This window comes from Yersinia alsatica, from assembly GCF_025133195.1.
Lineage (GTDB): Bacteria > Pseudomonadota > Gammaproteobacteria > Enterobacterales > Enterobacteriaceae > Yersinia > Yersinia alsatica.
Genome location: NZ_CP104006.1, coordinates 4,458,652 through 4,473,148 on the forward strand (window position 1 = coordinate 4,458,652; position 14,497 = coordinate 4,473,148).

A 14,497-nucleotide genomic window follows, 5' to 3' on the forward strand; every position below is an offset into this window, starting at 1 on the left:
TCCAATTACTGGAGGCTTTTTTTATCCGCCAACAAGCGGCGAACAATCACGCCAAACTGCTCAGGCTTGCCCGTAAACAAAACATTATCAGGTTGAGTCTGTAGTAGCTGGCGGCGCAAACTATCACGCCACTTTTTATCGTCAATCAGCCGGACTGTCACCGCGATATATTCAGCCAAATTATACGCAATCAGCTCTTCAGCCAATCCCAAGCGGCGAAACAGCCCTTCATCAATATGTTCATGGACTTCTGCCCCACTCAGGCACACACCGGGCAACCCCTGACGCACAGTGTCTACGATGCCATTGGTATTGCCGAAAGGAAACGGATTGATGAATAGGTCACATTGATTAATAACCTGTAAATATTCCAGATAGCCCAAATGTTCATAGATTTTGGCTTGGGCAATGCAGTCATTGACCGCTTTTTCCATTACTCGGTGGGTGATACCCCAGCAAAAACCGACCAGAAAATGAAATACCACCGGTGTCGACGCCCGTTGAGCTATTTCAGCGCAGGTAGTGAGAAAGCGCGGATTGATCTTCATTGCTGATGCGCAGACAGCAATATGCACCGCTGGCCGCTCATCAAAATGCAATATAGGTTCCGGTTGACTGATATTGGCGGGGGGGACATAGGGCAGACAGTCTTTGGGTAATGAAACCACCGGCTCGGAAAAACACGCAATATTCCCCAAGTAATCCTCTTCCACCAAAACCGCATCAATATAATCTGAGTGCGTCGTCGCCGGATGGCCTAATGCCATTATCTGTAGCGGAGCCAAACGCAAGTTGGTCAGCGCGATGGTCAGTGGGAACATGCCAACACTGGGGAAATAAATCACATCGGGAAGCAGTTGCTGAGCTAACGTCACGATCGCCTCGACAGCTCCGGCGCGATTAACCGCGGTGAAATCGTCAAATACCTCGCGCGTTATTGCATCAGTTGCTTCAATAATCGTGACGCCATGGGTAGAAAAATGCTCACGCGCTGCGCGCAATGTGCTGGAGTGGGTGCGATAAATAGAATGGCCACTGTTAAACCACTCAAGGATAACCAGCATCAATGGTTTATGGCGTGGCGGCGCTGGCAAGTGGTTATCAGATAATCCATTGTGCAGCAGAGTCTTGCGCAGGTGAAAGTTAATGCTGCGCTTTATGGCATGTTTTTGTGTCATATCGGCATAACTGCAATGCATATAAACATCGTGCAGAATTCGTTCCGGTAAGTGTTCAAGACTATCCAGCGTTAACAGCTTTTCTGGTAACCACGCCAAGAGCAGTTCACGTTTTGCGTGCCCGACTGCGCTGGGTAAAATCCGCGGTGATAATAAAGCCAAAAATAGTGCCGCTGCAGCATGCGGATTAAATTGCCACAATATATCGGGCTGAAGAGGAATCTCTGATTCAGGCAAATACATGACACAGAATTTAAGAAAATTATTTCGCTCAAATCGCAGAGGATGGGCACAACCCTCCCCTGCCTGGTTGAGGTTAGTAATAACATGATCGGCATGACCAAAAGGTGAGGCGGCAAAGATCAAAGCGATCCAGCGATGGAAATTGATTAACTGCAAAAATCCTTTTTCCGAGAGCACAAATCCGGGATCGGAGAATAGATTCCCAATGGCGGCAGCCAACCTATTACAATAATGTTCTTGCTGCCGTATTGACGGTTTATTCAGTGAAAAAACATCCCAACGACCATAATGGGTATCTAATTGTTCCAGCATGAGTATTAATATGCGCCCCGCTTCCTCATAACGACGGGTACAGACTAAAAACTCAAAATAAGGCAGTGAAAATACCGTGGCATCCTCGGCTCGCGGTGTTATTTCACTCGTTTTTTTCACCATCACCTGCTCTCCCTGGCAATTGACTCTTTCTACTGTTCGGTTTGAGTCGCTGGCACCCATCGCCCCAAAAGATGCTCGTCACAAGGTTGCAGTTCAGGAGAAACATCCTGCGGTATACAAAGCGAGATACTGATATTGGCGGTCATAGCTTTTTCAGACTCGGCCACGATAGATGGGGTTAATGGATATTCTTCAAGGGAGCTGAGAATTTGTTCACGTTTAATCAACAGCGACTCCGGCTCTCTGCTAGGTGGCGGAACGATTGTTATTTTTCCACCTGATATAGGGTCTGGTCTGGTTTTCGTGGTATTTGGATTTTCGTCGTCACGTCCCCGAAGGTTTAAAGGTGTGTTTTTATCGACCAATTTACCGTTAATCGTGACATTCTCACGGATAAGTTCTGGTGATGTTATATGCACCGGCGCTTTACCTGCGCCAATAACCGCAAGCTCAGTCAGTTCAGCATCATCATCAAGGAAAACACCGTGGTTATTGCCGGAAGTGCCATTTATCACACCACCTGTGACCGGACCATCAACATGCACCCCATAGCCATTGTTAGAGGCATTCCCCGTAATGGTGCTATTACCCTTATTGGTCACTGGCCCAGTGATCTCTACGCCATACCCATCGGTGGTATTGCCCGCTAACGAAGTGTTATCGAGGGTATTATTGCCCTCCAGTTGTATACCGGTGCCTTTATCTCCGCTGGCATTGCCGCTGATTGCCAGTGGATCGCCAGCCCCGCCACCAATGAGAGAGACGTCATTATTAATCATCACGGCTATGCCATTAACTGAATCACCCCGCACCTGGCTGGTCTGGTTACCAGTCAGATTACCTGCAATTTCCACCCCTTTACCGTCAGTGCTATTACCCACCAGTGCGGTATTATTGAGAACCGTATCCCCATCAACTTTCACTCCATTGCCGCTAGCTGAAGTTCCATTAATACGACTATCGATAAGCGAGCCATTAATATTCACACCAATGCCACTGGCTGAAGTGCCATTAACCACATAGTTATTTAGCGCCCCGTTAATATACACACCAGTACCGATACCGGAAGCTGTGCCATTTAATGCTGTATAACCACTGTTGGTCAGTGGGCCACCGATATCTAATGCAATACCATCTACAGCAGAACCATTTAAGCTAGTATTGCTTAAGTCATTATTACCATTAAGTTTTATACCCGTGCCTGTCCCGGTCGTCGCTGCACCTTTTAGGGTAAGTAAATCAGTTTCACTGGTGCCCGTCACATTTACATTTTCAGCAATATCAAGAGCATAACCAGTACCATTAATTGTTCCATTGACGGTGCTGTGGTGAATGCCCTTCACCTCACTGGTTATTTCTACCCCTTTGCCATTAGTGCTGATGCCACTGAGTGTTGCATTATCCAATACCGTACGGGTGGCAACATTAGAGCTGGGGAGTGAGTCAATCTTCACACCACTGCCATTAATTGAGCTGCCATTAAGCTTGGTATCCGTAATTGTCGCATTACCACTAATTCTCAGCCCCTCGGCGTGGGTAGAATTCCCAGTAATACTAATTTTATTAATTTGATGTTCAGCGCTGAAAAGGTGAACCCCAGAACCATCACTGCTAATACCTTCTATTGTGACTGGGCCGGTACTGTTATTTACCACCCCGGAAATAGCCACCCCGCTACCAGTGGTACTATTGCCTTTAATCAGCGTGTCACCTTCACCATTTAATATTACTGTATTATTACCACTTGGGAAGTTAATTCCCGAACCACTGGTTGAACGACCCTCCATTATTAAAGAGCCATTATTATTAATAGCGAGATTTACCGGACCTGAGTGGGTGATACCATTGCCACCGACGGTATCTTGCGCACCTTTATTTTCGCCAACTAAAGAGAGTTGGCTTCCTTTGGCGATATTAAGTGTATTTGCACCATAAAAATCAATACCTTTTCTGGTAACTCCTGTACCTTCCGTTTCACCCTGAAAAGCAATATTACCTTCAACGGATAAAATATTATTTTCTCTAAAACCAATACCCGCGCCTTGGGTGGTATTTAACGCTTTACCAACCACCATGCCTTTCTGCGCCTTTATGGTATTATTACCCCCCAGACTTAATGCTGAGCTTGCCGCTGAAGTTAAAGCTGCTGCTGTCTCAGCATAGACAGCCATATTACCCGCAGTAGCATTTAGCTCAACGTTAGTAAAGTTCACATTTCCCAACCCAGTGCCATTAATGGCAATGTCGCCAGTTTCTGATTCTAGATTAACATTGCTTAAATTAATTGATGGGTTCTGAGCACTAGCATTACTATTATTTCCTTTTAAGGTAATATTCCGTTTGGCTGTAATAACATTGCGGGAAGAATTTGAAACACCTTGAATAACAACCCCCTCCCCTGCACTATTTACCTCCCCATTCAATGTAATATCTCGGTTAGAATTCAATGATGAGTTGGCTTTAATCCAAATCCCTTTATTTGTCGCTATTGTATTAATATTAACATCGCCAACAGTCGAGGTTACATTAGCCCCTGATAACACTACTCCGCCCAAGCCAGCAGGATCTGAAGTCATTTCAATATCATTTGCAGTGATATTTGTATTGGTAAACCATGTACTTTTAAGTCCGCTTGTATTGGTGTTAAAGCTTCCGTTATTCGCTTTGATATCGACATTTTCAATATTAATATTAGTCCCTGCGGCGGTAGCATTATTATTTGCAGTTATAAATATATTATTCCCCGCCATGATATTAATTCTATTATCTCCTGAAATTCCACTCATTTTTATAGCATCAATCCCCCCACTGGTACTGGCTGTTGTACTTTTGGTGCTGTTACCATGCAAAATAATATTCTGGCTTGCCGTCATTCCACTGCTACCTTTGAACCACAGACTTTTATACACCGAGCTTAAGTTAGCGCTTATATTCCCTGATTTAGCAGCTAAAAACACATTGGTTAATATTAAAGCATCACTAGCAGTAATATTTCCATCGAGAATAATGTTATTAGCACTAATGTTTGAGTTGGTAATATTGCTTGTTTTGGTCCCAGTGATATTTAAATTATAATCGCCATTTAGGCTTTCTATCTTGGCATAATCAACAATGATGCTCATTCCAGCTTCTTTACCTAAATGACGCCCATTCATTGAGATATTGCCACCCGCAGTAATATTGGCATAATCAGTGGAATTACCACTAATTTTAATACCATCAGCTCCCGCAAGTGCCCCAGTGGTGACTCCCTGCAAGACAACATTGCCGCTGGCATTTAAACGGCTATTTCCTGAGATCCACATCCCCTTATTGGTTGTAGTACTATTAGCATTTATATCACCCGCAGTGGCGACAATACGGCTGTTAGCCAATAAAAAACTATCAGCACCAGTAATATGACTTTCAACATTAACATGTTGTCCACTGACCAGTGAGCCATTATTAAAATTAATACCTTGACTTGATGCCGTAATAATAGTGCCATTTAAGTTAATAGCGACATTACCTGATGATGAGGTTAATTTACTCGAATTAAAAGCCAGCCCGCCCGATGCCGTACCATTAGCTTGGAATAATATATTGTTATCACTGGTAATTATTGTATTCGAGAAAGATCCCATCCATGCAGTCTTAGAGTTAGAAATCAGAGTAAAGGTTATATTTCCCTTTCCGACAAGGGTTGAATTACCGGAAATTTCAATACTACGCCACCCTTGCCCATTAGAATTACTGCTCTCACCAGATATACGAGTTTCACCTGCTACTGTTATATTGGCAGCATTACTGATATTTACCCCTACCAGTGAAGCAACTCCCGTATTACCTTCCAATGTTAGATTGCCAACATTGTAGCGCCCTCCAATTATACTGATACGCGCTGTATTATTTTCATTTGCATGTCTTGCAACTAAACCCCCACCATTTAATAGCACCTCACTGTTATTTAAAGTAATAACTGAGTCTACCGTTAGATTACCCGACAATAAGTTAAGATTCAGTTTTCCGGCGTTGGCTGTAATATTATTGTTAGCGACAATATTGCCATCAGCATGCAATGTCAGAGTTGCATCTGCCCCTGCCGTTTTATTGATATCGGCTTGCAGTGTAATATTGCACCACCGGCAACTCAATAAACTACTATTGCTGGTAGTAATAGTCACATTTGTGCCGCTATCAAGCTGGGAATTGATACTGCTATTTAATATTTGTGCAATATTGGCTGTTGGAATAAAAATCTGTGCATTGGTTACATATCCAGCAGGGATATCCCCCGTTTGAAGCATTGAATCACGTCCATCACCACTGCCAACAATATTTACCTCTGCCGGATCCAGTAGCCATACCCCAGGATCTCCACCAATAGCGGTAGCATCAACCTGACCAAAAGCTTGTAAATTGCGCTTACTGGATGTTTCAACTTTTCCGCCACTCCCTGACTCTGGCCCTCCTCTGGTTTTAATATCACCATAGAAACCGGTGTAATTTTCCGACCACAGCACCACGCTACCACCATGCCCTTTGCCGGTAGCGGACGCATCAATCTCAGCACCTTTATCCATAACAACTGAATGGGCATTTCTTATCTGCTTATTTTTACCCTGCCAGCCGCCACCGACCAATATTTGGCCGCCACTGTCAGCGCCGCGCGCATCTATTTTACTGCCTGCAACCAAATGAATATTTTTACCTTGGAGGGTAACATCCCCGCCACGTCCCTGTGGATGAGCAACATTAACCACTCCTTGCTGTCTTATAACACCGTCATCACCACCATCAAGCTGGATAACACCATTCTTTTCCGACAGCCCGTTAGCCTGCAAAATACCGGTATTATCAATTACGGTATTCATCAACATATCTTTGCCACGAACCGTCAATTGGATAACGCCACCGTCAGCCTGAATCAGGCCACCATTTTGTATTAGGGCAGCAACCTGCTCCCCACGAACTTGCACACCTAGCAATTGTCCGTGATCTAAATTAAGTGTGACACGTTGCCCACCCGCTAATATTACCCTCCCCTTAGGGGCGTTAATGGCACCAGAATTCTGGTTATTAACCTGCTGCCCCACTAGCGCAATATAACCTCCCGGAGCAGCACGTAAATTGGCCTGATTAATTACGCGACCTTCCTGTTTCGGGCTTGTCAGTGTATAGCGCCCATTAAAAAAGTCCTGATCAGACATTGATTTAGTGGTGGCCACCAATCCCCCGACATTAACCTCTGCCCCTCGACCAAACAGAACACCATTCGGATTAAGCAGGAATATCTGACCGTTTGCCTTGAGGCTGCCATATATTTCAGATGCATTACGCCCTAACACACGATTCAGTGCGATGCTTTGGGCTCCGGGCTGGTTATAAATAACACTACTCCCCTGTGCGATATCAAAACTGCGCCAATTTATCGCTAATTTATCGCTTTGCTGTGTCACCGTCAGAGTGGTGTTATTGATATCCAGCGCACCTTGGCCGATCACAATTTTGCCGTTAACCGGTAATGAAGGATGGGCTAAGACTAATAAGGGGAGAGTGCCAAGAGCTAACCCAGTCATAATGGCTAGACAATTTAATACTCTGGCAGGGTTCCCTTTAATTATTTTCCGACCGGTAGTTGAACAGGATTTACCATAGGCTCGGGTAAATTCGCCCACAGCAATCAAGCATCCCAACCGATGACAAAAAACAAGTTTGTATAATTTACTGTTCATTATTCACGTCCATTAAATCTAACAAATATGTCGGAAAGTGCTAAAACATCTTATAAGCGCTGAGCCACAGTTGATCGTTATTCTGATTGCGCGTTATTGTCTGACCTGTACGATGTGCCCAAGTCATATTTAAGGAGTAATCTGCCGGACGAGCGAATGTGATATAAGCGCCAAAGCCAGATGTGTTGATATTATTTCCCGACAATCCCTCAATCGGCTGGCGAGAATAAGCGCCCCATCCTTGATCAAAGAATACAGCTACCGTGATTTGATTCCCCACGCCTGCCCATACAGGAAATATCGGCTGCCAATGAGTACGTAACTCCGAGGTAAAAATGGTGCCTTTATCCACCGCACCATCACCGATGCCATAAGCGCGAACCGCCAACGGCCCTCCCAGTAATAACTTTTGCGAACTATCAAGATTCTTACTGGCCATTTGACCAGTAAATTGATTAAAGAATGAAAAATAGGGGCCAATACCCTGATCATGACCAGCACGATAGTTAAAGCGGGCAAAAGAGCCGCTAATTCCAGTAAGAGTATTGATGCTTTGACTAAATTCATCATCCAGCGAGAGATGCCCCGCAGTGCCGAGAAAATTGAAATGACTAAGCCCGCCAGGTAATGCGCTAAACCCACCATCAATGCCCAATTCAGCAGCATCCAGATTTCTCTTTTGCTTTGGCAACATAATGAGGGAATCACGCATTCTGGCCTGATAATAGGCAGTATTAGCATTAATCCGAACCTGAGAATTACGTATCCACGGATGACGTAAATCAATGCCCCAAGTGTCAGAATGCCCATGGGCATCCAGCACCTCAAATGGACCAGTCAAGGTATAATTCAAGTGGCTATAATTAATTGCTGCGCGAGTACCATAGCTGTTAATTGGAAAGCTGTAATCGAGTAGGCCACTAAAAACATCTGTCGAGCTGGATAAAATTAAATCTGCTCGTAATTGATCGCCCCAGCCCGTCAGGTTATTAAGTGTACCATCCGCTAATAGCCTATTATGCCCAGAGTAATCATTACCTTGGTTATCAACACCGAGATACCCTGTTGCTAACTGCCCCGGGGTTATATCAGCATAAATCCGCGTCATTCCTGTTTGGGAACCTGGCTTTAATGCCAGAGAAGCGTCAATACCAGGAATTTCATTAAGAATAAGAGCAGTACGTTCCAAACGGGATAACTCCGCTGGGGAAGCAGAACACTCTTTTCCCCCGAAGATCCCAACTTCTTTACTACAACTATTACTTTCAATCATAGCTATCGCGAATTGAGTATTCAGCCGACTCTGGTTATTCACTTCTGGTTTATCTAATCTGCCAGCAATAACCTTAATTAGAATAATTCCATCATGAACAGTTTGCGGTGGTAATATTGCCTGAGCAGCTACCCATCCTTGATTTCGATAGAAACGTGTTATCGCCAGCGTCATATTCTGCAAATCAGAAAATGTTAATGACCGATCGAGCCAAGGATTTAAAATAGCTTGCAGATCCTTATTATTGCTATTCAGGATGCTGCTTTCCCCCTCGAGCTTCACTTCTCGTAAGGTAATATAACCCGATGCGACCGAGCGTTCTGACGCTGGCGGGGCTAATTTGGGTAGTTGAATTTCTGCTTCACGCGGTACAAACTGCGGCTCTATTATTGTTTGCCTAATTTCATTACCAATAGCACCGGCATTGGGTACATTCTTTATTTTAGGCGCTGCAATAAGGGGTGAAATGTAAAACAGTACGGAGTAAGAACAAGCAATAAACAAGGTTGAATTTATCTTTGATTGGCCTAATGATGCTACTAAATAATAAAAATGTCGCATAAAGTATGCCCATTTAAATAGGGATGACTCCAGCAAAAAATAACAACAATGCTCATTATTTAAAACTGGATCGCAGGGTTAATTATTTTCATCATCACGTAACTTATTATTCACTAGTAACAGTTAAAGAAAAATAGAAAACATAAGCAATAACCAAAACGTATGTTTGTTACCAGAACACTATCCACACATTATTGAAACAGCCTAGTAGGAGCGATATCTTTCTCACAAATAGTTTTTTTTGCTAAAATGGTGATATTCAACTCAAAATAATAGTAAGTTATAAAAAATAATAATTTTTATATGTTATATATAAATATATAAATAACAAAGTAAACCCATAACAACATGAAAAATATAAATTAAAAAAACAAACCAATTAAAGTAAGACTAGGAATATTATTCCAATATACAAATAAGTAATTAAAAAAAACAAAAACAGATTAAATTACACTAACAGAAACAACTCTATTTATATAAAAGTAAATATCATATTAGCATCAATTATATTTTAAATAAGATAAAACCCCGCATAACTCTGCGGGGTTTCTATTTTTTGATGGGAATGATTAAAATGCAGATCCGAGAATAACTTTAATTATCCATTTTGTCTGATACGAGCAATCAAATCATCAACCGTACCAATGTGTGGTGCTGCCAATATCAATGTTTGTCCTAAACTCAACGCATGGCGCTGACATGCTCTACGCATCTCATCATCAGTAATGCTATCCAGATCAGCAACATGTGCTAAACCAATGGTGCGCCGGATTAACTCACTGCCGCAATAACCGATGGCATCTTGCCAAACATGTTGTAGAAACAGCTGCGCGTAACCCTCAGTTGCCAGAACGGAGTCTTGCGTTTTTTCCAGGCTTAATGCCAAGAAGCGCTTGGCGAAAGTTTCCCAGAGAACATGGATATCATTCAGTCGCAGCTCCCGACCGGCAGCAGCATCTCGCGGACCTGCCAACCCCGGTAAACCGCAATAGTTCAGCAGTAAATTGCCCAGTGCAGTTCCTATATCAAAGCCAATCGGGCCATAGAAGCCAAATTCCGCATCAATAGCTTTCAAGCGACCATCAGCGACAAAAATTGAGCCGCTATGAATATCGCCATGAAGTAATGCCTCTGCTTTACTCAGAAAGCCGTGCTTCAGTGAAGCCACCGCCAGTTTAAGTGCATTATCTTGGCGTAGTGCCAGCACATCCGATAATAGCGCCGGATCAAAATTGTTACGCTCATGGTCGATATAAGGATCAGTAAAGAATAAATCTTCCGTTATTTGGCATAATTCCGGATTGGTATATTGGCTTACTGCCGCTTTTTTAGCTTGTGCTGACTGATAAAAATCTGAAGTGTGGAATAAGGTTTGCGCCAAATATTCAGCCAGTTGCCCAGCAGCCTGCGGATAGTATTTTCCTGCCAGCAACTCACTGCGCCAAATATGGTGATCAGATAAATCCTCTTGCACCATTACTGCCAGCTCTGCATCGTGGTGCAATATCTTGACAGTATGCTGTGGGCAGAATTGGCTGTGTGTCAGCAAAGTTTCAGCTTCAATTCTGGCACGATCCAAGGTTAAGGGCCAAGACTCTCCGACACACCGCACATAAGGTAGCGCTTGTTTGACAATCACCCGGCTAACGCCCGCTGCATCACGGATTTTAAATACCAGATTGAGATTTCCATCACCAATTTCATCCGCTGATATTAATGTCAGTGGGTCGGCCACCTGGCCAAATTGGCGAGCATATTCAACAGCATCCGCAGCAGTAAATGTATGGTAGCGCGACATTTTCAACCTCTTTATTCTTTATCTGATTCTGATTCACTCACCGCCAACCATTTGCTTAGCTGTGAAATTATTCCCTGTTAGAGCAAAAAAATTCCGTATTTAGGCGTAAAACCATATAGACGTCTACACATCCGTAAGATATGTTGGCAGAATAAGAAACCAGATGCAATAACGCAACATGGATTTAACTGACAATGCAGACCTTTAACACGCTCGACTTACAGACCACCAGCTTAAAAATCATTGATAAGCAGCTGTGGATCCTTGACCAGCAAGCTTTGCCACAGCGCCAGGAATGGTTGTCAGCGGATACCGTGGAGTTGCTGATTGAGCATATTCAAGCGCTACGGGTACGCGGTGCGCCGCTGATTGGCTTATCTGCCAGTCTTTTGTTGGCGTTGCTAGCTGAACGGGGTTTATCGCAAGCTCAACTTGAGCAAGCGCTCATGGCCCTGCGGGAATCACGGCCAACCGCGGTTAATCTGATGAATAATTTGGCGCGGATGCAGCAGGCGTTATTGCAAGCCAACTGGGTTGAAGCCATGACCCGCGAAGCATTGCGTCTGGTAGAGGAAGACCGCGAATTATGTGAGCGTATTGCCCAGCATGGTGCGGCATTGGTGAAACCCGGCAGTAATTTGCTGACTCACTGCAATACCGGCGGTCTGGCGACGGCGGGTATCGGTACCGCTATCGGCGTATTATTGCGCGCTCATCAGCAAGGCAAAATCCGCCAAGTGTGGGTCGATGAAACCCGCCCTTTGCTGCAAGGTGGTCGCTTAACCGCATGGGAACTCGGGGAACTGGGTATTCCATATCAATTGATTTGTGATTCAATGGCCGCCAGCCTGATGGCCCAAGGTCAGGTAGATGCCATCTGGGTCGGTGCAGATCGCATTGCCGCCAACGGTGATGTCGCCAATAAAATTGGCACCTATAACTTGGCTGTATTGGCGCATTATCATCGCATTCCATTCTATGTTGCGGCCCCCCATACCACCCATGATCCAGCTTGTCCTAATGGTGTCGCCATCCCAATAGAGCAGCGTGCGGCCAGTGAAGTCACCGGAGTATCAGGGAGTTTTGGGCATTGCCAATGGGCGCCACAGGATGCGAGAGTGTATAACCCGGCGTTTGATGTCACCCCGGCGGCATTAATCAGTGGCTGGGTGTTAGACAGTGGCGTTATCACGCCTGAGCAAGTTGCAGCCGGTTTTTTCCAACCGCAGAATTAGAAATGAACCTCAGGTCGCGGTACTGCCGCCTGAGGTTGACCACCGTTTAATTCAGTCGAGGATAAGCATCAGCAATCTTATCGCCGGTAAAATGCGCCACCCAACCTTCTGGATTATCAAATACTCTAATAGCAGTGAAATTGGGTGCAGAACCCATATCAAACCAATGGCGCGTATTGGCAGGGACGGATATCAAATCATTCTTTTCACACAGAATTTGATAAATTTTGCCATTCAAATGTAAACAAAATAGCCCGCTTCCCTCCACGAAGAAACGCACTTCATCTTCACCGTGGGTATGTTCCGATAAAAATTTCTCGCGCAAGATTTCACGCTGCGCATTATCGGGGCGCATGCTGATCACATCCCAGCTCTGATAGCCTTTCTCAGCCACTAGCCGGTCAATTTCATGCTGATAAGCGGCAATCACTGCTTCAGGTTGTGGATTTTCGCCTAGCTCACGATCGGCTTGCCAGCGTTCAAAACGCACCCCAATGGCCGTCAATTGTTGTTGGATTTCATCAGCATTGAAGCTTTGCCACAGCGGCTGTTCCGGCTGTTTTTCACTGAAAATAGTTAATCCGCTCATACTGTAAAATCCTCAGTTTTTATTTAAAACGCGCTAAATCTATCTGATCAAAGCGGTTTACTTGTAAATGACGACTTTCGTTATCAGGAAGGTCACGAATCAGCTGGCAGGTATGCCAGCCAGCCAGCTGTGCAGCATCTAATTCTTGGCGAATATCAGACAAAAATAACAATGTTTGCGGCGCGATCGCCAACTGGCTGGCAATATTCTGGTAAGCACTCACTTCGCGCTTGGCCCCTACGTGGGTATCGAAATAGCCACTGAATAGTGGGCGTAAATCCCCGGCATCGCTGTAACCGAATAGCAATTTCTGCGCATCGACCGAGCCAGAGGAATAGACATACAGACCCAACCCTTGCTGTTGCCAGTCAGCCAGTTGCCCGGCCACTTCCGGGTACAAATGGCCACGAAAATCCCCGTGCAGATAACCGCTGCACCAAATAATGCCCTGAATAGCTTTCAAGGCAGTAGATTTGCGGTCTTCATCCATAAAACGGTGCAAAGCGGCAATCAAGCTTTCGATATCCGCTTCGGGTTGCTCAATCTCGCGGCGTAAATCAGCCAGAGCGGCGGCAACCTCTTCATCTTGTTGATGTTCATGTAGAAATGGCGTCAGCCGCTCTCTGGCATAAGGAAACAGCACTTGATGAACAAAACGAATGTCAGTGGTGGTGCCTTCAATATCGGTAACAATTGCCTGAATCATGTGGCCTCCAGCCTTAAGGGTTTACGTCAAACAAACGCCGTTGCAGCTCACACTGGAACAGGAATTCCAGCCCTTCCAAATGACGGCGGGCTTCAGACACGCTATTCCCCCAGCAATATAGGCCGTGGCCACGAACTAAAAAGCCATAACGCAGTGGGTAGTTATCCGCCAACGCGGCAACCCGCTGTGCCAGCGCCGGAATGTCCTGATCATTATCGAAGATAGGGATCACCACAGAATCAAGGTGGCTACGCTGCCCTGATAGTGATTTCTGCATCTCATAACCTTGCAATACCAATTCATGACTGCGCTCTACCCGTGACAGCACCGTGGCATTGACCGAGTGAGTATGTAAAACCGCATTGATTTCAGGGTACAGGCGATAAAGTAAGGTATGCAGGCCAGTCTCTGCCGACGGTGTTCGGCCACTCGGGACATGATTACTGGCAGTTTCCACCAGCAAAAAGTCATCGGCAGTCAGGCTGCCTTTATCTTTGCCAGATTCCGTCACCAAACATTGCGTTGAGTCCAGACGCAGGGACATATTACCGCCGGTCGCCGGGCACCAGCCCTTCTCTCCGATCCAGTGGCAGGCAGCTAACAGCGCGCCGAGTTGTACATTTTCTGACATTGCATATCCCTGTTGTGGTGTTGGTTGCCATGGCATGTTGCCACCGCTATCGGCCTAACAATTATTGTTAGCACAATTTCATCTATGCTTAGCAAATTACGTCATTTAGCCGTTTAAACATCTAAGCGTCTTGA

8 protein-coding genes are annotated in these 14,497 nt (G+C 45.0%); 1 reads left to right on the forward strand and 7 read right to left on the reverse strand.

Translation table 11 applies throughout. From position 1 onward, the window contains the following. Positions 1 to 5: 5 nt before the first annotated feature. The 4 genes from N0H69_RS20175 to mtnK all read right to left on the reverse strand — a co-directional run bounded on the left by N0H69_RS20175 (position 6) and on the right by mtnK (position 11,202). A complete protein-coding gene (locus N0H69_RS20175; protein ID WP_050152428.1) occupies positions 6 to 1,856 on the reverse strand; it encodes a hypothetical protein in 1,851 nt (616 codons plus the stop codon). 29 nt (positions 1,857 to 1,885) lie between these two features. Then, positions 1,886 to 7,570, reverse strand: a complete 5,685-nt coding sequence (locus N0H69_RS20180; protein ID WP_050152429.1) for a two-partner secretion domain-containing protein — start codon at positions 7,568 to 7,570, stop codon at positions 1,886 to 1,888. A 40-nt stretch (positions 7,571 to 7,610) separates the two neighbouring features. After that, positions 7,611 to 9,404 carry a ShlB/FhaC/HecB family hemolysin secretion/activation protein gene (locus tag N0H69_RS20185; protein WP_072077748.1) on the reverse strand — a complete coding sequence of 598 codons (1,794 nt, stop codon included), beginning with the start codon at positions 9,402 to 9,404 and terminating at the stop codon, positions 7,611 to 7,613. Between the two features lie 598 nt (positions 9,405 to 10,002). Next, positions 10,003 to 11,202 (reverse strand): S-methyl-5-thioribose kinase, encoded by a 1,200-nt coding sequence (gene mtnK, locus N0H69_RS20190; RefSeq protein ID WP_050152430.1) that lies wholly within the window; start codon positions 11,200 to 11,202, stop codon positions 10,003 to 10,005. Between the two features lie 194 nt (positions 11,203 to 11,396). Between mtnK and mtnA the strand changes: the two genes are divergently transcribed. Then, complete coding sequence (gene mtnA / locus N0H69_RS20195) at positions 11,397 to 12,437, forward strand: S-methyl-5-thioribose-1-phosphate isomerase (protein ID WP_050152431.1); 1,041 nt, start codon at positions 11,397 to 11,399, stop codon at positions 12,435 to 12,437. 46 nt (positions 12,438 to 12,483) lie between these two features. Here the strand turns inward: mtnA and N0H69_RS20200 are convergent, their stop codons facing one another. Genes N0H69_RS20200 through N0H69_RS20210 form a run of 3 tightly spaced genes read right to left on the reverse strand, consistent with a single transcriptional unit; the run spans position 12,484 to position 14,363 of the window. Then, on the reverse strand, positions 12,484 to 13,026 hold the full coding sequence (locus N0H69_RS20200) for a 1,2-dihydroxy-3-keto-5-methylthiopentene dioxygenase (protein ID WP_050152432.1): 543 nt from the start codon (positions 13,024 to 13,026) through the stop codon (positions 12,484 to 12,486). 19 nt (positions 13,027 to 13,045) lie between these two features. Continuing rightward, complete coding sequence (gene mtnC, locus N0H69_RS20205) at positions 13,046 to 13,732, reverse strand: acireductone synthase (protein WP_050133641.1); 687 nt, start codon at positions 13,730 to 13,732, stop codon at positions 13,046 to 13,048. Positions 13,733 to 13,745: 13 nt separating this feature from the next. Beyond that, entirely contained in the window at positions 13,746 to 14,363 is a 618-nt protein-coding gene (locus N0H69_RS20210; RefSeq protein WP_050122582.1) for a methylthioribulose 1-phosphate dehydratase, read from the reverse strand. Positions 14,364 to 14,497: the final 134 nt, after the last annotated feature.